The following is a 23,366-nucleotide window of genomic DNA, read 5'->3' as shown; positions in this document are numbered from 1 at the left end:
AATTATTTTGGTGACAAATGAACGATCGGAATGATCATTTCCTCCAAAGATACACCTCCATGCTGAAAGGTATCCTTATAGAAGTTCACATAATAATTGTAATTATTGGGGTATGCAAAGAAATAATCTTCAACGGCAAATACATAGGTAGAAGAGACATTCAATCTAGGTAACTTGGCATCTTCAGGTTTTTTGATCTCAAAAACTTTCCCTTGTTCAAAATTCAGATTTTTGCCTTGCTTATACCGGAGATTGGTGGTCACATTTTTATCACCAATGATTCTATAGGGTCTATTCACCCGCTTCGTACCATGATCCGTAGTGATGATCACTTCTGCGCCAGCACCATGGATCTTTTTCAGCAGTTCAAACAAGGAGGAATGCTCAAACCAACTTGTGGTCAACGATCTGTAGGCGGACTCATCAGGGGCTAATTCCCGGATCATTTTCATATCCGTCCTAGCATGCGAAACCATATCCACAAAGTTGTAAACCAATACATTCAAGTCATTTTGCAGAAAAGTATGGAATTGCTCCAAAACGGACTTGCCCTGATGGGCTTGAATGATCTTGTTATAGCTAGACTTGATTGATAGTCGGTTTTTCTCTAAGTTGATCTTCACCCATTCGTACTCGAAATTATTTTTTCCCTCATCTGTATCCTCGTCTTCCCAGAAATTGGGATATAACCTCGCCATATCCATGGGCATCATACCACTGAAAAGCGCATTTCGAGCAAAAGCCGTAGTAGTAGGCAAAATACTATAATAAGTATCCTTGTCCTTGATATTGAAATAAGGTGCAATGATTGACTCTATATCTTCCCATTGGTCTAATCTGAAATTATCAATTACAATAAAGAAAAGAGGCTTTTTCTCCTGGAGCTGAGGGAAAACTTTTTTCTTCATCACCTGATGAGAGAGCAGAGGTTTGACGGGATTCTTCTCATCCATCCAGTCTAAGTAATTCTCCTTGATAAATTTGGAGAAATTTGCATTTGCTTCAATTTTCTGCGATTCTAATACAGGAAGCATGTTTTTGTTTTCAGTATCATCAATTTGAATTTCCCAATACGTCAACTTCCTGTAGATATCGGCCCAATCTTGATGATCCTCAGCGTCGTCGAAAGCCATACTGATATTCATGAAATCTTGCTGGTAACTCTGGGTGGTGCGTTCGTCTATCAACTGCTTATTTTGTAGAAGCTTCTTCACTGAAAGCAAAATCTGGCTGGGGTTAATCGGCTTGATCAGATAATCTGCGATCTTACCTCCAATCGCATCATCCATGATATGCTCTTCCTCACTTTTGGTGATCATCACCACGGGCACTTGAGGTTTGATTTGCTTGATTTGCTGCAATGTTTCTAGGCCAGTCATCCCCGGCATCATTTCATCCAGAAAGATCACATCGAAGTTTTTTTGCTCTACCTCTTCGATTGCATCCACGCCAGAGTTCACCGTGGTGATGGCATATCCTTTCTGTTCGAGAAAGAGAATATGTGGTTTGAGCAAGTCGATTTCATCGTCCGCCCAGAGTATGTTGAATTTTTGAGACATATCAGATTCCGTTTCTTTTAAAATTATAATTACTTTTGAGCCAAACAAAAAAGGCCTCCTTGAAAAGCCAGAAGATACTAAACGACCCGGTTTACGGATTTATCACCATCCCAAGCGAGTTGATTTTTACAATTATCGACCATCCTTATTTTCAACGATTGCGGAGAATAAAACAACTGGGCCTGACTGATTTTGTCTATCCAGGTGCGCTTCATACCCGCTTTCATCATGCGATAGGAGCAATGCACTTGATGAGCATAACGCTAGACAATCTACGAATAAAAGGCACCGAAATCTCAGATGATGAATATGAAGCGGCACTAATCGCCATTCTTTTGCACGACATTGGGCATGGACCTTTTTCACATGCCTTGGAATATAGCCTACTCAAGGGCGTGCCCCATGAAGCACTTTCCCTATTGATTATAGAACTCTTGAATCAGGAGTTTGGTGGCAAACTCAACCTTTCTTTAAGAATATTTAAGAATCAATACGAGCGAAAATTCTTTCATCAACTGGTTTCCAGTCAGTTGGACATTGACCGCTTAGACTACTTACAGCGGGATTGTTTTTTCACTGGTGTATCCGAAGGAACTATCGGGGCGGACCGCATCATCAAAATGATGGATGTGAAAAATGATCAAGTGGTCATCGAAGAAAAAGGAATCTATTCTATCGAAAATTTCCTGAGCGCTCGGAGGCTAATGTATTGGCAAGTTTATCTTCACAAGACCACCGTCAGTGCAGAGAAAATGCTGATTAAGCTTATTCAGCGAGCTAAATTCCTTCGGCAATCCGGAGATCAATTTACAGTGACTGATGAATTTGACTACTTCTTGAAAAATGACCCTGCTTTGTCTGATTTCGAAACTACTCCAGACCTTTTGCGCTTATTTCTCGAAATGGACGATTTGGATATCTGGGGTGCTGTCAAGTTTTGGAAAAACCATCCGGATTATGTCTTGAGAAATATTTCGCAGATGTTTTTGACTAGAAATCTTTTTAAGATCACCTTAACAAACGAGCCATTTTCTGTAGAGGAAATTGCGCATTTAAAAGAAAAGACCATTTCCAGACTACAGATACCCCCAGAAGACTTGGATTATTTCTTTTCTCATGGTGCTGTGAGCAACTATGGATACCTAGCCAAAGATCGGATCAATATCCTCACAAAAAAAGGAAAGGTAATTGATGTAGCTCAGGCAGCTGACTTACCGAATATAAAAGTCATGAGTAAAATCGTAGAGAAACACTATGTATGTAAGGCCAAAAGCCTAAATTTAACTTATTAACTCCGTTTATATTGTTTATGGAATTTACCCTCGGACAAGTTGCTGCAATCCTACAGGGAAAAGTAGAAGGTGACGAAAAGCAAAAAGTATCCCGGTTGGATAAAATCCAAGAGGGCAAGCAGGGAGGTATAAGTTTTTTGGCCAATGAAAAATACACCCCTTATATCTATGACACGGAGGCTACCGCTGTCATTGTCTCTGATAACTTTAATCCTACCAAAACGCTTAAAACCAATCTAATCCGTGTAGCGGATGCATATATCGGTTTTACGAAGCTGCTTGAGGCTTATGCTATGATGATGAAAAGTAGCCTTGTTGGTGTCGAAGAACCGTCTTATATGGATCCAAGCTCTCAGATGGGGGAGCAAGCCTATCGAGGAGCATTTTCGTATATCGGGAAAAGCTGTACCATCGGTGATTCCGTAAAGATCTATCCCCATGCATACATAGGAGATCGTGTGCAGATAGGAGACAATACTATTATTCATGCCGGTGCAAAAATCTATGCCGACAGTATTATAGGTCACAATTGTGAAATTCATCCTGGAGCTGTAATCGGTTCAGATGGATTTGGCTTTGCGCCACAAGAAGACGGTAGCTACAAGGCTATCCCGCAAATTGGGAATGTGATGCTGGAAGACAACGTAAGTGTGGGAGCTAATACGACTATTGATTGCGCTACGATGGGATCTACCTTGATCAAAAAAGGAGCGAAAATAGACAACCTGGTACAAATCGCACACAATGTGGTCATAGGTGAGAATACTGTCATCGCCTCACAAACTGGCATTTCAGGCTCCACCATAATCGGAAAAAACTGCGTAATAGCGGGTAAAGCAGGAATTGTGGGACATATAAAAATCGCAGATAACACAACAGTGGGCGCCAATACTGGTGTAAGCAAGTCCATTACAAAACCAGGCACCACCTTATTTGGATACATTGGCTTCGATATGAAAACCTTCCTTAAATCTTATTCTATTTTCAGAAAGCTAAGTACTATAGAAGACCGCATAAGAGAACTAGAAAAAAAGCAGTAAATTTGCAGCCTTTAGCTTGCTGAACGGTCAAAAAATTAGATGAAAGTAAAACAACACACCATTAAGAAACAGGTGGAATTATCCGGAGTGGGTCTCCATACCGGTGTGATTTCTAACATGACATTTCTTCCTGCCCCTCCAAATCACGGATATAAATTCCAACGTGTTGACCTGGAAGGCAGGCCAACTGTAGATGCAGATTGCGACTTGGTGGTAGATGTATCCCGAGGAACTACTTTGGAGCAAAATGGTGCTAGGGTATATACAGTAGAGCATGTATTGGCCGCTTTGGTGGGATTAGAGATAGACAATGTGCTGATCCAATTAGATGGCCCTGAGCCCCCTATAATGGATGGGTCATCTATTCAGTTTATCGAAGTCCTGGAAGAAGCAGGACTCGAAGAACAGAATGCCCTTCGGAGATTTTTTGAAGTCCAAGAAAGCATTCAATACAAAGACTCTGCCCGCGAAGTAGAGATGGTAGCTTTACCTACCGATAACTATCGAGTAACCGTGATGGTGGATTACAATTCACCAGTTTTGGGAAGTCAGCATGCTTCTATCACAGATATTGGCCAATTTAAATCAGAAATAGCTTCTTGTCGTACTTTTTGTTTTTTGCATGAGTTAGAAATGCTTTACAACTCTAACTTGATAAAAGGGGGGGATTTGAACAATGCCATCGTAGTGGTGGACAGAATAGTGGAAGAAAAAGAATTGGTTAATTTGGCTAAGATGTTTAACAAGCCAAAAGTAGAAGTAAGGAAAGAAGGCATATTGAACAATGTTGATCTACGCTACCGCAATGAGCCAGCTAGACATAAGTTACTAGATGTAGTCGGAGATTTGGCACTAGTTGGCCGTCCGCTAAAAGCGCAGATTTTGGCAGCCAGACCAGGTCATGCAGCCAATGTAGCTTTCGCAAAAAAATTAAAACGTGCTATGGAGAAGTCAGGGACTTCGCATATTCCATATTACGATCCCAGACTCCCTCCTGTCATGGATATCAATCAGATTAGCAGCATTTTACCTCATAGATATCCGTTTCAGTTACTAGACAAAATTATTTATCTAGACAGTACTGTAGTAGCAGGAGTAAAAAATGTAACAATCAACGAACCTTTCTTTATGGGGCATTTCCCTGCCAATCCGGTGATGCCTGGCGTATTGCAGGTAGAGGCGATGGCTCAGACCGGTGGGATTTTAGTGTTGAGTACAGTGGATGATCCGGAAAATTACTGGACTTATTTTCTGGGAATCGAAAACTGTAAGTTTAGAAAAATGGTGCTTCCTGGTGATACTCTCATTTTTAAATGTGAACTTTTGGCCCCAATAAGAAGAGGTATAGCAAAAATGCGTGGTGAAGCTTATGTCGGAAATACACTCGTATGTGAGGCCGTAATGACAGCAAGCATAACTCGAAAAGAATCATGATCAGCACTTTAGCCCATATTGACCCAAAGGCAACCATAGGAGAAAATGTTCACATAGATCCTTTCACTATGATCGGTGAGAATGTCACTATTGGTGACAATACTTGGATCGGGCCAAACGTCACCATTTTTTCAGGAGCAACGATAGGAAAAAACTGCAAGATTTTCCCTGGAGCTGTAATAGCTGGAATTCCTCAGGATTTGAAATTCCAAGGGGAAGATTCTACTGTCATGATCGGAGATAATACTACGATCAGAGAGTGCGTTACGATCAGCCGAGGTACGGTAGAAAAGCAGACTACTGTCATCGGAAGTCACTGCTTACTAATGGCTTACGTGCACGTGGCTCACGACTGTGTGATCGGAAGTCATGTTATCATTGCTAATTCTGTACAAATCGCCGGACATGTATCCATTGATGATTGGGCGATTGTCGGCGGATCCAGTGCTGTTCATCAATTTGTAAAAATAGGAATGCATGCCATGGTTTCAGGTGGTTCTTTGGTCAGAAAAGACGTCCCTCCTTTCACCAAAGCAGCCCGCGAACCTCTTTCTTACGCAGGTGTAAATTCTTTAGGACTGAGAAGACGAGGATTTTCAAGTGAATCTATTGCCCACATCCAAGAAGTATATAGATACCTTTTCCTCAATAGCATGAACAACAGTCGGGCACTGGAAGAAATCGAAGTGAACCTACCTGCGACAAAGGAAAGAGATGAAATTCTGAATTTCATTCGCTCTTCCGAACGCGGCGTGATGAAAGGCTACATCAATTAACTATGCTAAAAATCCACTTAGAAGAAGCTTCAAAACGCTTCCAATACGAATGGGTTTTTAAAAATCTAAACCTTGAACTATCTCAGGGCAATTCTTTAGCTATAACCGGAAGTAATGGTTCAGGAAAATCCACGCTACTGAAATGTCTGAGTGGAGCAATTCCTATTACTTCAGGAAAGATAGATTATACAGTAAGTGGGAAATCAATCTCAGAAACAGATTGGTTTTCATACTTGTGTATTTCTGCACCCTACATGGAAGTTCCTGAAGAATTCAGCCTAGAAGAATTGCTCAATTTCCATTTCAAATTCAAAAAACCGCTGCAGGGGATTTCCTCAAAGGAAATCATCGAACAGCTTTACCTTACGCAGCATAGCTCTAAGCCAGTAGGACAATTTTCATCGGGAATGAAGCAGCGACTAAAACTCGGTCTGGCCCTTTTCTCAGATGTACCTTTTATTCTGTTAGATGAGCCCACATCCAATCTTGATCGCAAAGGAATAGCATGGTATCAAGAGATGATGGACCAATATAGCAAGAGTAGAATTATAGTGGTTTGCTCGAATGAGCCTCGGGAATATGACTTTTGTAAACAAAAAATAGCCTTGGAAGACTATAAGTGAAACAGCTTTAAACTTAAATATCTACCTTTAATAGGTCTGGCATTAATTAGTAAACACATGAAATCACTTTTTTTTAGATTATTCCTTCTGGCTTTCGGCCTAATTGCAATGCAAAGCTGTGGTGGAGACGACCCAGACCCAGATCCACCTGTAAAAACCGCCCAGGAAGTTGCAACTGAGGCTTTGACTGGTAATGGCTCCCAAGCCTGGGGCACAGCAGGAGGAGGTTCTGTATTGCGCGACGGAGTGGCGGTTACAGATTTGTATGCTGGATTTGAATTGGTATTGAAATCAGGATCAGCAAAAACCTACTCCTCTAAAAACAACAATGACCTTTTCGATTCTTCTGGAACCTGGAGTTTTGTGGGAAGCAACTTCGATAAGTTTATGTTATCTGGCGTCAAACCAGCCGCTGGGAGAGAAATTTCTTTTACTCAAAACAATGATAATTTAACCCTCACCTTTACTATTCCAGCTCCGGGAGCTAGAATTAATGGCATTTTGGCTGTAGCCGGTAGCTATACTTTCAACTTGCTAAAGCAATAGATCAAAAAACCACTTGAACTAAAAAGGGGAGCGAAATCGCTCCCCTTTTATTTTAATGTCACTAGCGTAACTCCTGCTCCGCCACGGTCTGCATGCTCATCCTCCATATGCCGGACTTGGCTCATTTCTCTTAAGAAATTACGAGTCAAATCTCTTAGAATCCCATTGCCCTTACCATGGACAATCCTCAGATCTTTCAGTCCAAGCATAAAACCCTCATCAATAAAAGTCTGGATCAATGAGAGAATCTCTTCGCCTCGCATCCCTCTTAAATCTAGATTAGGCGAATAGTCCATCATCTTTTCATTGGTGTTATATCCACTTCTGGCGACAGCTGTTTTCTTTTCTTTTTTGACTTCACTTTGAGATATTTTCTCCAATCTGGAAAGTTTCACTTTTGACTTGAGCTCTCCGATAGAAACTTCAATTTCACTGCCTTTGACCTGAAGCACTTCAGCTATTGCACCATTGTCTTTTACTCTCACCCAGTCCCCTACAGCAATCTTACCTCCCAAAACCTTTATCTCAGGACTTTTGAAGATGTTCTTCTCCGGTTTGACTTTTTCTTTGAATTCCTCCAGATCCTTACGAACCTGCTTCGTAGCTTCCTTCTCCGCCTTGCCTTCTTTGATCTCACGAATGGTGGCCTCAATTCTTTTATTGGCCTGGTCTAGCAATTGCTTCGCTTCTTGTTTAGCCTCTTGGAGGTAGCGCTTTTTGGTCGTCTCCATCGTCTCTTTCAGTTCATTATATTCCTGAAGGCGGGTTTTCAGCAAACGCTCTTTGGCTTTCACATCTGCCAATAAGGTGGAGTATTGGTTTTTCTCATTTTCTACCTGCGTCAGCAATCTGTCATATCGCACACGCTCCTCCCCGATTTGCTCTTTGGCATACTTCAAAATCTCTTTGGGAATACCGATTTTGGAAGCAATCTCTAATGCAAAGGAAGAACCCGGCTTACCTATTTCAAGCTGATAAAGTGGCTCCAACTTGTCCACATCATAGCGCATGGCGCCATTCACCATTCCTTGGTTTTTGTTTGCGATTTGCTTCAAATTCCCATAGTGCGTAGTTAATACACCATAAGCGCCCAGTCTATTAAGTGCCAAAAGAATGGATTCGGCAATCGCTCCACCAAACTGCGGCTCTGTACCCGTACCGAATTCATCGATGAAGAGGATGGTTTTTTTATTCGCAAAAAGCGAAAAAAACTTCATGCTCATCAAGTGAGAGCTATAGGTACTTAGGTCATTTTCTAGGTTCTGCTCATCTCCTATATCAATAAAAAAATTATCAAAGAGCGAGCTTTTAGAATCGGGGTGAACTGGAATCAAAATACCACATTGAAGCATGTACTGAAGTAGTGCCACAGTTTTCAGCGTGACTGACTTCCCTCCAGCATTTGGCCCCGATATGACTAGCAAGCGCTCGTGACCGCCCAGCTTGACGTCTAGCGGTACGATATTCTTCCCTTGAGACTTCAGCGCCATTTCCAAAATTGGATGTCTGGCCTTAGTCCAGTTTAACTGTCTTTCCTTAGTGATCTCGGGTCGGCAGCTATCTGTTTTCTGCGCATATTTTGCTTTGGCACGAATAAAATCCATCAAACCCAGAAAATTGGTAGCCTTTCTCAGCGCTGGAATAGCTGGACGGATTTTATCAGTCAATTGAATCAGGATCTTGATAATCTCCCTACGCTCCATGTATTCTAGATCCCGGATCTCATTATTGATATCCAAAGCTTCCTCTGGCTCCATGAATACAGTCTGCCCTGTGGCAGACTCATCATGGATAAAACCACGGAGTTTACGCTTATTTTCAGCTGCTACAGGTATCACCAGTCTTCCTGATCGGATCGTAATCGCAGAATCCTCTGGTGTAAGTCCTTTGGCTCTGGCTTCTTTGAATACCCGCTCCATGACTTTGCGCAAGCGGCTTTCTTCATATAGAATCTGAGTTCGAATCAGCTGCAATTCCTTACTTGCATTACTTCTCATCTTGCCTTTCTCATCGATAATCAGCTCAATGTATTTGAGCAGGCTCATGTCAAGATCCATCAGCAGACCAAGCAATTGGCTCAGAACAGGATATTGTTCTTCTCTTTTCTGAAAAAAAGAAATACAGCCTCTGAGTGTATCCAGCGAAAGTTTTATCTCATAAAAATCGGCAACATCCAGAAAAGCATTCTCCAACTTGGCTTTCTCTAAATAGGGATTGAGATTGGTAAAATTGGAAGAGGGGAAAAACTCACCAGAAATCAAAATCTGGCGGAATTCCTCGGTCTGATCAAGTAATTTGGTGACCAAATTATAATCTGAGGAAAACGCCAGACGATCTACATACTGCATTCCAAGCGGAGAAGAGCACTCCCCTTTGAGCAGTTCTTTGACTTTAAGAAAATTTACTTTTTGTTCGAGATTACGTGGGTATAGCATTAGAATTGGTCTAGCGACCCGTCGGAAGACTCTCTCACCATAAGAGAATCCACCACTCGGGAATAAATCCGCTCCATTTCTGCAGGATCGCGGAGGTAATACAACATGCTTTGAGTGAAAACGGAATCGCTCACATCATGCTTGAGAAAAACATCTTTTTCCAGCAGATTATACAACACTTTAGATGAATCATAAGCGACAGGCAAGGCACTCGTAAGCCCCTCAGTAAGATGGATATCTATCAGCACTTCCACCATCTTATCCCGAGGCAATAACCCCTCCGGTTTATTGCTAGCACCACAACTTGCCAGTGCGAGGATGTAAAAACTTAGTAACAGTAATCTTTTCACAGTTCAAAATTAGGTTTTTTTAACGGAAAATCTCTTCACCCTCCATGTAAGTGAAATTTTATAATCCAGCTTAGAAGCATAACTTAGGACGTTCAAATCACCATTCATGAACGAATTATTCAGCAAGCTCAGAAAATACGAAATCATGATCCGGAAGGTGGCTAATAATCACCTGCAAGGAGAATACCAGTCGCTTTTCAAAGGGTCAGGATTGGAGTTTGATGATCTCCGCCCATACCAGTATGGAGACGATATCCGGACGATTGAGTGGAAAGTATCTGCTAAGGGACACGGGACTTTTGTAAAAACTTTTCGTGAAGACAAAGAACAGTCTGTTTTCTTTCTCCTAGATATAAGTGGTAGCCAAGATATCGGTCAGCCTGGCAATAAAAAAATCGATCAGGGCAAGGTCATTGCCGGTGTATTGACTCTTGCGGCAGTGTTTGAAGGAAGTCAGGTTGGTCTGATCAGTTATTCAGATCAAAGGGAAAAAATGATTCTTCCATCTAAAGGTACCAAGCAAGGTGTGAAAATGATCCGCGGAATCTTTGATCACGAGAACATCTCTCTGAAAACAGACCTGAACTCCATGTTTATGTTTGCTCTGAATCTCATCAAGAAAAGAGCAGTGATCGTCATAATTTCCGATTTCATTGATGAAGGATACGAGCGTCCATTCAGAGCCCTTGCAGAGCGGCATGATGTGGTCGCTATTCAGCTCACTGACCCCCGCGAATCCGCTTTGCCTTCTTTGGGGATTATTCCTGTCTTCGACAAAGAAAAAGGTAAAACTACCTGGGTGAACACCGCCTTTGGAAGTTTCTCTAAAAAAATAGCAGATACCTTTACCTCCGAGCGGGAGCATCTAAAGGACATCTGCAAAAAGAACCAAATAAACTACCTGGCTATAGATACCACTCAAGATATCATAGGGCCGCTTCTCGAGCTATTTAAGTACCGAAACAAAAGTATGAAACGTGGCTAAAACGCTCAAACTCCTTTTCTTTCTTATACTACCATTCCTGAGCAATGCGCAGCAGATCAGGGTGGATGGCTATTTCATGCAAGATTCTGCTAAGCTAGGAGAGCGGGTAGGCTATGTACTGAAAGCAACTTACCCAGCATCGAAACAACTCATCTTCCCGGATTCTACATTCGATTTTGCTCCGTTGGTTTTATTGGAAAAGAAAACATTCATATCCCATACGCTGGACAGTGTTACTCAGGATAGTGCCATCTATTACCTCTCAAATTTCTCTCTGGATCCAAGTTCTTACTTGACTTTGCCGGTATATGAACTAGCTAGATACGATAGCATAGTTCATTACCCGCTTGAGGCGGAATTGAAGCTAAACCTTACGCTAGACAGTATCCCTGAAGCGCCTGTATTTCAGGAGAATAACATTTACCAACCACTCGAAAAGTCTTTCAACTGGATAATCACTGGTATTATTCTTGGCGGAATTCTTCTTTTGTCAGGAGTGCTTTACTTCTTATTTGCTGACAAAATCCAAGAGTACTGGAAAGAAAGACGAGAGAAGAGACGCTGGTCTCAGTTTGAAAAAAGATGGAAAATCCAAACGGCCATTCTTTCGGAAACTCCATCAATTGAATCTGCCGATGAAGTGATAGGACTTTGGAAAGGCTATATGGAGAGCATCACCAAGCTCCCCGTAAAAGAATGGACATCTAGTGAAATAGGGATTCGACTAGATAATCAAGAAATCTTCAAGGCACTTCGAGCTATAGATTTGATCATCTACGCAGGAGAGTCTTCTAGAAGTGAAGAAGCAACTACGTATCTACTAGACGTGGCAAGACACAACTACCAGGAAAAACAAACCAAAATCAAGCATGAGAGAGCAGCTGTCTGAATTCTTTAGCTGGTCCTGGTTTCTGCCTGAGACCTTCAAAAGCTACGAATGGGAAAATCCGATTTTACTCAATTTAATCTGGATAATTCCGCTTGTCATACTTTTCAGAACCTTTGTAAAGTTCCTGAAAAACCCGGTTTTGGAGCTTTCCCTTCCCAAGCGAGTGGCTAATAACAATCCTTGGACGTATTTAAGACTTATCCCTGCAGGCTTTTTTTACCTCTTTCTGATTATGCTCGTGGTCGCACTTGCTCGCCCGCAGCGAAGTAATGAACGCGTAGAGCAATATACCGAAGGCATAGACATCATGCTTGTACTGGATATTTCGGAATCCATGGACCTGCAAGATTTCACCCCCAACCGGTTAGAAGCTGCAAAAGTTAAAGCCATTGAATTTATCAATGGACGTGTGGGTGATCGAATAGGAATAGTCGTATTCGCTGGAGAGGCCTATTCTTTGGCCCCGTTGACTAATGATTATGAATTGCTCACCGACCTTGTAAAAGAAATTTCCTTCAGCATGATGGAAGCCAAAGGAACTGCGATAGGCTCAGCCCTGGCAGCGGGTACAAACCGGATGAAAGAATCAGAGTCAACTTCCAAAGTAATGATACTTTTGAGTGATGGAGAAAGCAATGCGGGCAACGTAGATCCACTATTTGCTGCAAACCTTGCTTCAGCCTTGGATATTAAGATTTATACCATCGCCATGGGAAAAGACGGTTTAGTGCCTTATGGCACAGACTTCTTTGGCAGACCACAAATGGTAGAGAGTTATTTGGACGAATCTACCCTACGAGAAATTGCAAAAATCGGAAATGGAGAGTTTTTTAGAGCAGCTGATGGCGGGACTTTAGAGTCTATATTCGAACGAATTGACACGCTGGAAAAAACTGAAGTGATTGAAAACCGCTACAAGGAAACCGCAGATTACTATAGAATTTATCTCTTTTGGGGAATGATACTATTCTTCGGTTGGCTTGGTCTGAAAAGCAGCTTTCTGAATAACTTTTTGCTCGATTAACTGCTATGTAGCACGCAAGGCTTTAGGATACTAAGGGGATGATTTTTGTCATCTTTTGGGCTTTCAATCATCATCTACTGAAATTACAATTCAGGCTTAATTTGCACAAAGCAAAATTCTATGCAAATCTCAGCCGAATTAATTAAAAAGTACAACCACCAAGCCCCCAGATACACTTCCTATCCTACCGTTCCACTATGGGAAAACAACTTGGAGACGAATGATTGGGATGATCTTGTAAAGAAGGCCTTTCAGGATTTCGGAGTAGGAGAAGGCATATCTATTTACATTCACTTGCCTTTTTGCGAAAGCCTTTGTACTTATTGTGGCTGCAATAAGCGGATAACCAAAAACAATAACGTAAAAGCTCCCTATATCCAGGCGCTATTGGCTGAGTGGAAAAAATATACTGACTTATTCCATGAGAAGCCGAAAATCGCCGGCATCCATCTCGGAGGCGGCACCCCCACTTTCTTTGATCCTAACCATCTCTATGATTTGATCTCAAGCATCCTCAAGGACTCTGAACGTATGCCTCATGCAGAATTTAGCTTTGAAGGTCATCCAAACAATACTAGCTATGCCCATCTCCAGACACTCAAAGACTTGGGGTTCGATCGTGTCAGTTACGGTATTCAGGATTTTGATCTGCTAGTTCAGAAAGCAATACACCGTATTCAGCCGTTGGAAAATGTTAAATACGCTACCGATTCTGCCAGGATTCTAGGTTATACCTCGATCAATTTTGATTTGATTTATGGACTACCGCATCAGACGCTGGAAACCATGGATGACACGTTCAGCAAGGTCCGGGAATTAAGACCGGATCGAATTGCATTTTACTCTTATGCACATTTGCCAAGTGCATTTCCATCCCAAAAGAGCTTTGAACAGTTCCTCCCCTCAGAGGAAGGAAAGCGGGAATTATACGAAAGGGGCAAAACTTTGCTTATAGAAATGGGATATGAAGAAGTTGGGATGGATCACTTTGCCTTACCAAATGACCCCTTGTGTACGGCTAAAATAGAAGGCACCCTTCATCGTAATTTTATGGGATATACCACCTTACCTGCAAAACTATTAATCGGGCTGGGAGCAAGCAGCATTAGTGATATCTATTATGCCTATGCTCAAAATGAAAAAGGAATAGGAAAATATCAATCGGAAGCATTGAAAACCAATTGGACATTACAAAAAGGACATAAACTTTCAGCACTGGATATTCAGATAAGACGGATCATTCTAGATCTAATCTGTAAAAAGCAAGCTGAAATACCCGTTGAAATCTGGGAAAAGTTTACTGAAACTCAGATTTGGAATCTACAGGAAATGGAGCAGGATCGGCTGATATCAATAGGTAATTCCAGTATCAAAGTGAGCGAAGAAGGAATGAGTTTCGTTCGTCATATTTGCGCTCAAATCGATATCAGACTGGCAGAAAATCGAACCAAAAAAGTTTTATTCAGCAAAACGATTTAGCGACACATCGTGATCTCAATCTGCTTATTCCCATAATCAAACACTTGAAGGTCTGGACTGAAAAATATTCCTAATCCTAGGCCTCTAACAATAAAAAGGATGCCTATAAGCGCGCCGATATAAGGAATAGCTTTCTGAAATTTTTGTCTCAATTGAAAGGAGACCAAAGCGCCTGAGTACATCAGGCCGAGCAGTAGCGGAATCGTCCCTATCCCGAAAAAGAACATGTATGTTGCTCCTAATAGCGGACTTTGCAGACCTAAAGCAGCCACCAAAGCCATATAAACCATGCCGCAGGGAAGAAGGCCATTGGCTAATCCTGTGGCGAGAAAGGCAAAAGATCCACCAGCTTTGAGAAACCGGCTCAACTGTCTTTTTACCCTACTTACGATTCCGGAAAGAGCTGGCATAGTTAAGAATCGATCGGCTTTTTTATAACTAAGTGCCAAAATCAGGATCAGTAATCCAATAGCAATTGAAAAACTTTGCTGCACTCCTACTAATGATAATGAAAAACCTAAACTTCCCACAAGTAGACCAAGAATGGCATAGGTGATACTACGGCCAATATTATAGAGTATTTTATGATAAAAGAATGATGATTTCCCTTTGCCTCCTACTGCCATAGCAATCGGGCCACACATCCCAACACAATGAAACGAGCCTAGAAAACCAAGTAAAAAGGCAGTCCAAAGCATTTAGATAGTGATTTCTTCCTCTTGATAATGATCAACTCCATCTTCAGTCCAACTAAGCTGAATCTTCCAGTAGCCTGTTTTCAGCTCCTTTAGTGATACCTCCGTCTTTCCTGAATGGGTGACTTCCACGTTGATTTTCTGATCCAAGGACGAATCAGAAGGGCGAAAAAGCTGCAATGAACCTATTGTTCCATTCGGAAGGTCAAGTTGCATCACTTTGGATGGAGCATCGTAAAAGATCACTTCTCTGTCTAACTCCAGAGCTGAATTCGATTCATCGATTCTGTCTTGATATTTGATTTCTTCCTCATAGTAATTTTCAGTCACCAACTCAATCCCATCCATACGCACCGATATTACCACCATAGTCATGATCAGTGCCACAAATCCTATAATCGTAAGTACTATTCCTTTTCCCCAATCCATCTTTTCTGTTTTTAGAAATTAGCTTTATTTTATAGGTGCAGTGAAATTTGTCTCTATTTGGTCAATTTCCTCTCCATTATGAAAAAGTACTAGTGCCACTTTTTCCTGATTTACCCTTACTTCATTCTGATTTTTTACCAGAAAGAATCTACCTTCAAATTTAGACTGTGCATCTAACACCAAATGCTGCTGCCCTACTATCTCAACTCCCATACCTTCGGTCAATGACTTCAGCTCAACTTCCTGCGACTCAAAGGTTTTATTGATCAGGGTAATTTGATACAGATTAGTAACCATACCATCCTCCCGCTCTTGGTAGGTGATTCCGGGAAATCTAGTGATCGTGGCGGAAATATCATCCCGCGTCGCAATCAGGGAGACAAAAATTGCTGTCAACAAAATCAAAACAGCTATATAAGCCTTGACCCGACTGGTGAGTAGCTTTTCAAAGCCCTGCTTGATGCTATTCTCTGATGCATATCGGATTAGACCTATAGGTCTATCTACTTTAATCATGACTTCATCACAGGCATCTATACAGGCTGTACAGTTCACACATTCCATCTGAATCCCATTCCGAATATCTATGCCGGTTGGGCAGACCTGTACACAAAGACTACAATCCACACAATCTCCCTTGTCAATATTCTCAGCCGCATTCTTACGAATTGGTGCCCTAGGCTCTCCCCGTATGTAATCATACATCACATTGATGGAGTTATTGTCCAGCATTACTCCTTGGAGTCTGCCATAAGGGCACACTACCAGGCACGCTTGCTCACGAAACCACGTGAACACAAACATGAAAACGCCGGAAAATGCCAAAAGCCCAACAAAGCCAGCCATATGCTCAAAAGGCGGAGAGGAAACGATCTGTATTACTTGATCTATTCCTATCAGATACGCCATTACCAGATGACCGATCAAGAGAGAGATTAAAGCGAAAATGGTGATCTTGATTGTTTTCTTTGTGATTTTCTCTTGATTCCAAGACTGTTCGTTTAGTGCTCGTTGCTGATTGGCATCTCCTTCGATAAGGTATTCAATCTTGCGAAAGACCATTTCCATAAATAAAGTCTGAGGACATGCCCAGCCACACCAAACCCTCCCAAAAGCTACCGTAAAGAGTATAATAAAAACAAAGAAAATAAGTAGTAAAAAAATAAGTAAATACGTATCCTGAGGCCAGAAAATAGCACCAAAAATGATGAATTTTCGCTCAAAAATATTGAATAAAAGCCATGGCCTTCCATCTACTTTGATAAATGGCCCAGCAAATAATATGGCCAATAAAATCCAGGATACATACGTCCTGTATTTGTAAAAAAAACCTTTGACTTTCTTGGGATAAACCCAATTCCGCTTCCCATCATCTTGGACGGTAGCTAGAGCATCTCTGAAAGTATCAGGATTTAAATGTGGGTTCTTCTTTGCCATAATACTAGGCTATTTTCTACTGGGAATCAGAAGATTCCCGGTAGGGTGAACTTATTCAGCAACAGCTGTGGTATCTGCCTTCACTGTTGTGCTGTCATCTGAGTCTTCAGATTCTCCAGAGGTAGAAGCGTTTCCATCTCCGGTAACCGATTCACCCTGAGGATCCTTAGGCACTGCGGGGCTCGTTCCCTGAAGGCTTAGAATGTAACTAGCGACCTCTTGAATTTCCTGTGGGTTCAATTGATCTTCCCATGGCACCATTCCTTTCTCAATTACGCCATATTTAATCACTTTGAAGATATCCTTGATATCACCACCATGTATCCAATAGGGATCTGTTAGGTTTGGACCTACTCCGCCACCACCATCGGCAGCATGGCAGGCGGCACAATTCCCTTCAAAAATCGTTTTTCCTGCACTCAATGCTGCGTCAGACTCATCAAATTCCACATTAGTTTCATCTATAGAAGTCAGCTCACTAGCACCTCGTGCTTCTGCTTCATTTGCAGCGACACGAATTTCTTCTTGATATTCTTCTACCCCTGTCTTTCCAAGACCCAAAACGGTGTAATATCCAAAATAGACCAGCGCAATAATAATCGTCCCTGTAAAGACATATTGAAGCCAGGGTGGCATAAAGTTGTCAAGCTCGTGAATCCCATCATACGAATGGTCTGTCATTAGCTTGTCTTTTGCCTGCTCCTTTTTGATGTCTCCAGTTACAAACCGCTGCTTAAACGATTCCCACCAACTTGGTACTTCTGCCAATTCAGGATTGTCTTTTCGGAAAATGGCTGAAATAAAGGACATCAGATAAATCATAAGAATCAAGAGCAAAATAATCACTCCGATAATGACACCCATAATAATTAAAAGTGCCATTTGATTAGAATCTAAATCGCTTAATCCTCCTGTCACAGATTCGTCCTGGGCCAAAACTGGAGTAGAAATCAAAAGACTACTTAAAGCAAGAAATGATAAATATTTTTTCATGTGTTTAAAATTTGATTTTTAAAGGCCACATGGAATCTCGCATATTGGATAATCATCTCACCGTGTGACGTCTGCGTCATGCTCGATTTCATGGCTGATAGTCGGTTAATTTATTGTCATCATCCATTGGCAGAGAACTCATGTGGTCAATATATTCCTTTGGAACTCTCATCGCCCAAATAGCAACCCCTATAAAAAACAGGACAAATATTACCAGAGATATCATCGGGAATATCTCTACATTTTCCATTGATCTTAATACTTCTTTGTACATGGTTTCTCCGGTTAGTTAGATGATGAGACTTTAATATCAGTTCCTAATCGTTGCAAATAAGCAATTAACGCCACGATTTCTGTAGTTGGCTTGACGGCTACCCCAGCGTCTTCCAAGTTTGTAGCTATCTGTGCTGCTTGAGCTTCCAGGTCGGCTGCGGCTTGCTGATCATAGCCATCAGGATATGGAACGCCCAGCTTTTGCATAGTCCTGATTTTTGCCGGCAAATCAGAATAATCTAATTCAGTGGTGGCAAGCCATGGATATGGAGGCATCAATGAGCCGGGCGACATACTGCGAGGATCTTCCATATGGAAATAATGCCAGCTGTCCGGGTATTTCCCCCCAACTCGATGAAGATCTGGACCTGTTCGTTTGGAACCCCATAAGAATGGGTGATCATAGACATACTCACCGGCCTTGGAATATTCCCCGTATCGCTCAGTCTCAAATCTAAATGGACGAATCATCTGGGAGTGACAGCCAACACAACCGTTTTGAATATAAATATCTCTCCCTTCAAGCTCAAGAGCTGTGTAGGGCTTGACTGAGCTTATTGTTGGCACATTTGACTTTACCAAAATAGTCGGAATAATCTCCACTACCCCACCAATCAGAATGGCTATAGTAGCCAATACAGCGAAGAATACTGGCTTTCTTTCCCATGCACGGTGCCAGTATTCTCCCACAGGATTATAGCTCTTAGCCAATGCAGGTGCAGCATCTTCTTCAGTTTCCTGAAACACCCCTTGCTGAGCAGTTTTAAACATATTGTACATCATCAGAATAGCACCACTTACGTACAACAATCCTCCAAATGCTCTCAACATGTACATTGGTACTAATTCCACTACAGTTTGCAGAAAGTTACCGTAGGCCAATTTACCCATCTCGTCAAATTCTCTCAACATCAAGAACTGAGTCAATGCCGCCACATACATCGGCAATGCATAGAAAATGATTCCCATCACCCCGAGCCAGAAGTGCGTATTCGCCAGCTTAGTCGAATAAATTGTGGTTTTAAATAATCTTGGCCACATCCAGTAAAGCATACCGAAAGTCAAGAAACCATTCCACCCCAGTCCTCCTATGTGAACGTGAGCTATGATCCAATCAGTGTAGTGGGCTATAGCACTTACATTCTTAAAAGAAAGCATAGGGCCTTCAAAAGTAGCCATACCGTAAGCAGTGATTGCTACTACCATGAATTTCAGAACGGGGTCAGTAGTCACTTTATCCCATGCACCGCGCAAAGTCAGTAACCCATTCACCATACCGCCCCAAGAAGGAGCTAAGAGCATCACAGAGAAAACAGTCCCCAAAACTTGAGCCCATTCCGGCAAGGCAGTATAAAGTAAGTGATGGGGACCCGCCCACATGTAGAGGAAAATTAGAGACCAAAAGTGAATGATGGAGAGTTTATAAGAATAAACCGGTCTATTTGCTGCTTTTGGGAGGAAATAATACATCAATCCGAGAAAGGGTGTGGTAAGAAAAAAGGCCACTGCATTATGACCATACCACCATTGAACTAAGGCATCTTGCACACCTGCATAAGCAGAATAACTTTTCAAGAAAGAAACCGGAAGTGCAAAGGAGTTCACAATGTGCAAAACGGCAACCGTAATAAATGATGCGAGATAAAACCAAATAGCCACATACATGTGACGCTCTCTTCTGGTGAGAATAGTGCCAATCATATTGACTCCAAAGGCCACCCAGACAATTGCAATTGCAATATCAATTGGCCATTCTAATTCCGCATATTCCTTAGAGCTAGTTAGCCCTAGCGGCAAAGTCAAAACTGCTGAAAGAATTATCAATTGCCAGCCGTAGAAGTGAAACCAGCTAAGTGATTTATTCCACATTGGAGCCTTCAGCAGCCTTGGCATGGAATAATACACCCCTGCAAAGATTGCGTTTCCCACAAAAGCGAAAATTACCGCGTTTGTATGAAGTGGTCTTATTCGCCCAAATGTAGTGTAGGGATTGCCCAAATTGGCTTCAGGTAAGAAAAGCTGTGTCGCTGCAAGTACACCTACTAGCATCCCTATTACGCCCCAGATAATCGTCGCTGCTCCAAAATACTTGACAATTTTATTGTCATATTGGAACCTCTCCAGAGTAGTGTCATTCATTGGATTTAGGTTTTGATGGTTGATCTTTTTTTGGTTTTTTCGGAGTGTTTTCGAATAGAATCCTTATTGAAGGAGTATAATTATCATCAAATTGGCCATCCTTCATTGCCTTGAAAAACAGAAACAAAAACGTACTTGCCAGTATCAGACTAATTGCAATTAATAGAAAAATAACCTCCACACTATACTACTTTTGAAGTTAACAGACCTTTTTTCCAGGCTACAAAATTCGTGGTCAGCGTGGTAAAGAGAACCACAGAGACACTACTTAGCGGCATCAATATAGCGCATATCACAGGACTCAACAGTCCTTGGACTGCAAGCCCAAGCCCAAGTAAGTTATATAATAAACTTAATATAAAACTGGCTTTAATTATAAGCCTGCTGGATCTTGCAAAACTTAAAAAATCAGGAATCATCCCAAATACTGCAGCATCCATAATAGCATCACTAGCTGGTGAGAAGTGACTTACTCGATCCGAAATAGCTACACCTACTTCGCTCTCTTGTAAGGCTCCAGCGTCATTGAGACCATCTCCAATCATTAAGGTATGGTGGGTAGTATTCAATTCCTTTAAATAGGAGAGTTTATTACCGGGACTTTGTTTGAAATTAAATTTAATGCCCTTTCCAAGTTTTCTCTCAAGGTATGACTGCTCATGTGAAAAATCACCAGATAAAACATGAAGCTCATAATCCGCTTTAAGCTGATCCATGACTTCAGCGGCCTTGTCGCGAAGACCGGATTCGATCAGGAAATATCCTAACTCCTGACCTTCCACAGTCAGGCAAACGATGTTACCATTACTGCTTTCGATGCTACTTGTAAACCCCGTGAACCCTTTAGAACCTAGTCTAAATTCTTGATTTTTAAAAATCGCACTAATTCCAGCACCCTGGATTTCGCTCACTTGTTCAAGCTTTCTTCCTTTTTGATTACCAAGCCAATGATTAATTCGATTACTGAGCGGATGAGTGGATCGCTCTACCATAGTTTTCAACAGCGCTATAGTTTCTTCAGATAGCTCTTCTCCCCTATAGCTAATCTTGGCATTTGCAGGATCTGTAAGTGTGCCGGTTTTATCAAATACCACGGTATCAATCAAAGCTAGCCGCTCAACTACACTTGCATTCTTTAGATAAAACTTACTCTTACCAAAAATACGAAGTGCGTTTCCTAATGTAAAAGGAGTAGACATGGCCAGTGCACAGGGACAAGCCACTATGAGAACTGAGGCAAATACTTTAATCGCAATAGAAAAATCTACTAACGCCCAATAAGAAAATGCTACCAGCGCAATAGTAAGCACAGACCATGTAAATACCGAGCTAATTTTGGTAGACAAAGATTCCAGTAATCTTCCTTCTCCTTTTGCAAAAGACTCACTATTCCATAAATCAGTTAGATACCCTTGAGACGGAAGTTTTTGAACAGACAATAACACAGCATCTCCTTTTTGGCGGCCTCCTGCGTAGACCAATTCACCCTTTTGCTTTGGCACAGGAACTTCCTCCCCCGTCACAAAACTATAGTCAATATTTGCCAAGGAACTCATCAAAAGAGAATCTGCGGGAATCAATTCCTCATCCCTAACCAGAATCACATCCCCAACCTGGAGCTTTGCCAGAGGAACTACAGCCTCTTGGTCTTTTACAATTTTGGTAACAGCTATTGGGAAATAAGACTTGTAATCCCTATCAAATTCAAGTGTTGAAAAGGTTTTTTGTTGATAAATTTTCCCTAGCAATAGAAAAAACAAAAGTCCGCCAAGGCTGTCCATATAGCCGGAACGTTGAAATGCAAATATCTCCCAAAGTGAATAAACAAAAAGCGCGAAGATTCCCAGAACGATAGGAACATCCATGTTAATTTGCTTTTGCTTTAGTGAATTCCATGCCGAGAGATAGTAGTCACTTGCTGAATAAACAACTACTGGAATCGCCAAAATCACATTTAGATAACTAAACAATCCACGAAAAGATGAATCAAGAAGATTCGCCTCAGAGAAATACTCAGGAATACTGAATAGCATCATATTCCCAAAGGAAAATCCAGCTACGGCTAGCCGTTGGATTAAGCGCTTATCCAGCCCCACCACTTGCTTTTCATCAAGATTAGAAAGGTTGATTTGGGGCTCATAGCCTATCGTAGAGAGAAGGCTCACCAATTCCTTTATGCTGATCTTATCAGGAACGAGCTTAACCTGAACCTTCTTCTTAAGAAAATCAACACGACTATAAAAAATGCCTGAATGTATTTGATGGAGATTCTCTAGCAGCCAAATACAGGATGCACAATGAATGATTGGAATATAAAAGGTAAGATGACATTCAGACTTATTTTGAAAATCCAAAAGACTCTTAACAGTCTCTGTATCATCTAGGTAGTCAAATCGATTGGATTGGAGCCCCTTTCTCCGTTGACTTTCTCCAGGATGATTAGCAATATCATAGTAATTGCACAGATCATTCTCTGAAAGCACCTCATAAACCAATTTGCAGCCTTGGCAGCAAAAATTCTTATCATCAGTTAGAATCACCAACTCATTGCAGTCTTCACCACAGTGAAAACATGATACATCGCGCGTTGGAGTTATTTCAGGCTTCATACCTTAAATTTTACTAAATTTTCTATCAATAAGTTAGGAGAAAGGATTTTAGATTGCAGAGGTTTCCTATTAATAGGAGATTAAGTCAACATTCACTAACTCATATTTGCCTCTCATTTCCGACCGCAAAACTATACTAATGGAAAAGCCCACCAACTGAGCAAATGCATATAAAAAGCTGACAAAAATCAGGTTTATTAGATAGAATTTAACTTTGAATTGATAACAAACTAACCATCCAAGGGCTGTTAAACGCTTCATCAAGTTCATTCAAAAAAAATAAAGGTATTAAGAGTACAGATGAGAGAAGTAAACTTCATTGATTCTTTTCCTATGCGTACTGACCGATTTTTATGCTT

The 23,366-nt window shown here is 41.4% G+C and carries 21 protein-coding genes; 10 read left to right on the top strand and 11 right to left on the bottom strand.

What is annotated here, in order from left to right:
• Positions 1 to 2: 2 nt before the first annotated feature.
• Complete coding sequence (gene porX / locus U3A58_RS16245; RefSeq protein WP_323825155.1) at positions 3 to 1,559, bottom strand: T9SS response regulator signal transducer PorX; 1,557 nt, start codon at positions 1,557 to 1,559, stop codon at positions 3 to 5.
• Positions 1,560 to 1,618: 59 nt separating this feature from the next.
• Between porX and U3A58_RS16240 the strand changes: the two genes are divergently transcribed.
• The 6 genes from U3A58_RS16240 to U3A58_RS16215 are packed head-to-tail and all read left to right on the top strand — an operon-like array spanning position 1,619 to position 7,270.
• On the top strand, positions 1,619 to 2,851 hold the full coding sequence (locus tag U3A58_RS16240) for an HD domain-containing protein (protein ID WP_323825153.1): 1,233 nt from the start codon (positions 1,619 to 1,621) through the stop codon (positions 2,849 to 2,851).
• A gap of 17 nt (positions 2,852 to 2,868) precedes the next feature.
• Positions 2,869 to 3,891, top strand: a complete 1,023-nt coding sequence (lpxD, locus tag U3A58_RS16235; RefSeq protein ID WP_323825151.1) for a UDP-3-O-(3-hydroxymyristoyl)glucosamine N-acyltransferase — start codon at positions 2,869 to 2,871, stop codon at positions 3,889 to 3,891.
• A 39-nt stretch (positions 3,892 to 3,930) separates the two neighbouring features.
• Entirely contained in the window at positions 3,931 to 5,325 is a 1,395-nt protein-coding gene (locus U3A58_RS16230; protein ID WP_323825149.1) for a bifunctional UDP-3-O-[3-hydroxymyristoyl] N-acetylglucosamine deacetylase/3-hydroxyacyl-ACP dehydratase, read from the top strand.
• On the top strand, positions 5,322 to 6,101 hold the full coding sequence (gene lpxA, locus U3A58_RS16225) for an acyl-ACP--UDP-N-acetylglucosamine O-acyltransferase (RefSeq protein ID WP_323825147.1): 780 nt from the start codon (positions 5,322 to 5,324) through the stop codon (positions 6,099 to 6,101). The genes U3A58_RS16230 and lpxA overlap by 4 nt, the downstream gene beginning before the upstream one ends.
• 2 nt (positions 6,102 to 6,103) lie before the next feature.
• Positions 6,104 to 6,724 (top strand): ABC transporter ATP-binding protein, encoded by a 621-nt coding sequence (locus U3A58_RS16220; protein ID WP_323825145.1) that lies wholly within the window; start codon positions 6,104 to 6,106, stop codon positions 6,722 to 6,724.
• Between the two features lie 57 nt (positions 6,725 to 6,781).
• Positions 6,782 to 7,270, top strand: a complete 489-nt coding sequence (locus U3A58_RS16215) for a hypothetical protein (RefSeq protein ID WP_323825143.1) — start codon at positions 6,782 to 6,784, stop codon at positions 7,268 to 7,270.
• Positions 7,271 to 7,317: 47 nt separating this feature from the next.
• Here U3A58_RS16215 and U3A58_RS16210 read toward each other — a convergent pair whose 3' ends face one another.
• Positions 7,318 to 9,705, bottom strand: a complete 2,388-nt coding sequence (locus U3A58_RS16210; protein ID WP_323825141.1) for an endonuclease MutS2 — start codon at positions 9,703 to 9,705, stop codon at positions 7,318 to 7,320.
• A complete protein-coding gene (locus U3A58_RS16205) occupies positions 9,705 to 10,055 on the bottom strand; it encodes a DUF4296 domain-containing protein (protein ID WP_323825139.1) in 351 nt (116 codons plus the stop codon). The genes U3A58_RS16210 and U3A58_RS16205 overlap by 1 nt, the downstream gene beginning before the upstream one ends.
• Before the next feature lie 106 nt (positions 10,056 to 10,161).
• Here U3A58_RS16205 and U3A58_RS16200 point away from each other — a divergent pair, with 106 nt between their 5' ends.
• The 4 genes from U3A58_RS16200 (at position 10,162) to hemN (ending at position 14,432) form a co-directional block, all read left to right on the top strand.
• On the top strand, positions 10,162 to 11,040 hold the full coding sequence (locus U3A58_RS16200; RefSeq protein ID WP_323825137.1) for a DUF58 domain-containing protein: 879 nt from the start codon (positions 10,162 to 10,164) through the stop codon (positions 11,038 to 11,040).
• Positions 11,033 to 11,929 carry a hypothetical protein gene (locus tag U3A58_RS16195; protein WP_323825135.1) on the top strand — a complete coding sequence of 299 codons (897 nt, stop codon included), beginning with the start codon at positions 11,033 to 11,035 and terminating at the stop codon, positions 11,927 to 11,929. The genes U3A58_RS16200 and U3A58_RS16195 overlap by 8 nt, the downstream gene beginning before the upstream one ends.
• Positions 11,910 to 12,953 (top strand): vWA domain-containing protein, encoded by a 1,044-nt coding sequence (locus U3A58_RS16190; protein WP_323825134.1) that lies wholly within the window; start codon positions 11,910 to 11,912, stop codon positions 12,951 to 12,953. Before U3A58_RS16195 ends, U3A58_RS16190 begins: the two co-directional genes overlap by 20 nt.
• Before the next feature lie 120 nt (positions 12,954 to 13,073).
• Positions 13,074 to 14,432 (top strand): oxygen-independent coproporphyrinogen III oxidase, encoded by a 1,359-nt coding sequence (hemN, locus tag U3A58_RS16185; protein WP_323825132.1) that lies wholly within the window; start codon positions 13,074 to 13,076, stop codon positions 14,430 to 14,432.
• On the opposite strand, the gene U3A58_RS16180 is transcribed toward hemN, so the two are convergent.
• The 8 genes from U3A58_RS16180 to U3A58_RS16145 form a co-directional block, all read right to left on the bottom strand.
• Positions 14,429 to 15,130, bottom strand: a complete 702-nt coding sequence (locus tag U3A58_RS16180; RefSeq protein ID WP_323825129.1) for a sulfite exporter TauE/SafE family protein — start codon at positions 15,128 to 15,130, stop codon at positions 14,429 to 14,431. The genes hemN and U3A58_RS16180 overlap by 4 nt on opposite strands.
• Complete coding sequence (locus U3A58_RS16175; protein ID WP_323825127.1) at positions 15,131 to 15,556, bottom strand: FixH family protein; 426 nt, start codon at positions 15,554 to 15,556, stop codon at positions 15,131 to 15,133.
• A gap of 24 nt (positions 15,557 to 15,580) precedes the next feature.
• On the bottom strand, positions 15,581 to 16,993 hold the full coding sequence (gene ccoG, locus U3A58_RS16170) for a cytochrome c oxidase accessory protein CcoG (protein WP_323825125.1): 1,413 nt from the start codon (positions 16,991 to 16,993) through the stop codon (positions 15,581 to 15,583).
• Positions 16,994 to 17,044: 51 nt separating this feature from the next.
• Positions 17,045 to 17,986, bottom strand: coding sequence for a cbb3-type cytochrome c oxidase N-terminal domain-containing protein (locus tag U3A58_RS16165; RefSeq protein ID WP_323825123.1), 942 nt, complete (start codon positions 17,984 to 17,986; stop codon positions 17,045 to 17,047).
• An 88-nt stretch (positions 17,987 to 18,074) separates the two neighbouring features.
• Positions 18,075 to 18,260: a cbb3-type cytochrome c oxidase subunit 3 gene (locus U3A58_RS16160; protein WP_323825121.1), complete on the bottom strand. Its 186-nt coding sequence runs from the start codon at positions 18,258 to 18,260 to the stop codon at positions 18,075 to 18,077.
• Between the two features lie 11 nt (positions 18,261 to 18,271).
• Positions 18,272 to 20,398, bottom strand: a complete 2,127-nt coding sequence (ccoN, locus tag U3A58_RS16155; RefSeq protein WP_323825119.1) for a cytochrome-c oxidase, cbb3-type subunit I — start codon at positions 20,396 to 20,398, stop codon at positions 18,272 to 18,274.
• Positions 20,391 to 20,579, bottom strand: coding sequence for a cbb3-type cytochrome oxidase assembly protein CcoS (ccoS, locus tag U3A58_RS16150; RefSeq protein ID WP_323825117.1), 189 nt, complete (start codon positions 20,577 to 20,579; stop codon positions 20,391 to 20,393). The genes ccoN and ccoS overlap by 8 nt, the downstream gene beginning before the upstream one ends.
• 1 nt (position 20,580) lies before the next feature.
• Positions 20,581 to 23,007 (bottom strand): heavy metal translocating P-type ATPase, encoded by a 2,427-nt coding sequence (locus U3A58_RS16145; protein ID WP_323825115.1) that lies wholly within the window; start codon positions 23,005 to 23,007, stop codon positions 20,581 to 20,583.
• Positions 23,008 to 23,366: the final 359 nt, after the last annotated feature.

Source organism: Algoriphagus persicinus, assembly GCF_035156415.1.
Taxonomy (GTDB): domain Bacteria; phylum Bacteroidota; class Bacteroidia; order Cytophagales; family Cyclobacteriaceae; genus Algoriphagus; species Algoriphagus persicinus.
The sequence above is the reverse complement of the archived record's forward strand: the minus strand, read 5'-3'. Positions and strand labels throughout refer to the sequence as shown.

Bases quoted from the DNA above. Each gene is read 5' to 3' on its own strand.
- porX (WP_323825155.1), bottom strand. From the start codon at position 1,559: ATGTCTCAAAAATTCAACATACTCTGGGCGGACGATGAAATCGACTTG.
- lpxD (WP_323825151.1), top strand. From the start codon at position 2,869: ATGGAATTTACCCTCGGACAAGTTGCTGCAATCCTACAGGGAAAAGTA.
- U3A58_RS16230 (WP_323825149.1), top strand. From the start codon at position 3,931: ATGAAAGTAAAACAACACACCATTAAGAAACAGGTGGAATTATCCGGA.
- lpxA (WP_323825147.1), top strand. From the start codon at position 5,322: ATGATCAGCACTTTAGCCCATATTGACCCAAAGGCAACCATAGGAGAA.
- U3A58_RS16220 (WP_323825145.1), top strand. From the start codon at position 6,104: ATGCTAAAAATCCACTTAGAAGAAGCTTCAAAACGCTTCCAATACGAA.
- U3A58_RS16215 (WP_323825143.1), top strand. From the start codon at position 6,782: ATGAAATCACTTTTTTTTAGATTATTCCTTCTGGCTTTCGGCCTAATT.
- U3A58_RS16210 (WP_323825141.1), bottom strand. From the start codon at position 9,705: ATGCTATACCCACGTAATCTCGAACAAAAAGTAAATTTTCTTAAAGTC.
- U3A58_RS16200 (WP_323825137.1), top strand. From the start codon at position 10,162: ATGAACGAATTATTCAGCAAGCTCAGAAAATACGAAATCATGATCCGG.
- U3A58_RS16190 (WP_323825134.1), top strand. From the start codon at position 11,910: ATGAGAGAGCAGCTGTCTGAATTCTTTAGCTGGTCCTGGTTTCTGCCT.
- hemN (WP_323825132.1), top strand. From the start codon at position 13,074: ATGCAAATCTCAGCCGAATTAATTAAAAAGTACAACCACCAAGCCCCC.
- U3A58_RS16180 (WP_323825129.1), bottom strand. From the start codon at position 15,130: ATGCTTTGGACTGCCTTTTTACTTGGTTTTCTAGGCTCGTTTCATTGT.
- U3A58_RS16175 (WP_323825127.1), bottom strand. From the start codon at position 15,556: ATGGATTGGGGAAAAGGAATAGTACTTACGATTATAGGATTTGTGGCA.
- ccoG (WP_323825125.1), bottom strand. From the start codon at position 16,993: ATGGCAAAGAAGAACCCACATTTAAATCCTGATACTTTCAGAGATGCT.
- U3A58_RS16165 (WP_323825123.1), bottom strand. From the start codon at position 17,986: ATGAAAAAATATTTATCATTTCTTGCTTTAAGTAGTCTTTTGATTTCT.
- U3A58_RS16160 (WP_323825121.1), bottom strand. From the start codon at position 18,260: ATGTACAAAGAAGTATTAAGATCAATGGAAAATGTAGAGATATTCCCG.
- ccoN (WP_323825119.1), bottom strand. From the start codon at position 20,398: ATGAATGACACTACTCTGGAGAGGTTCCAATATGACAATAAAATTGTC.
- U3A58_RS16145 (WP_323825115.1), bottom strand. From the start codon at position 23,007: ATGAAGCCTGAAATAACTCCAACGCGCGATGTATCATGTTTTCACTGT.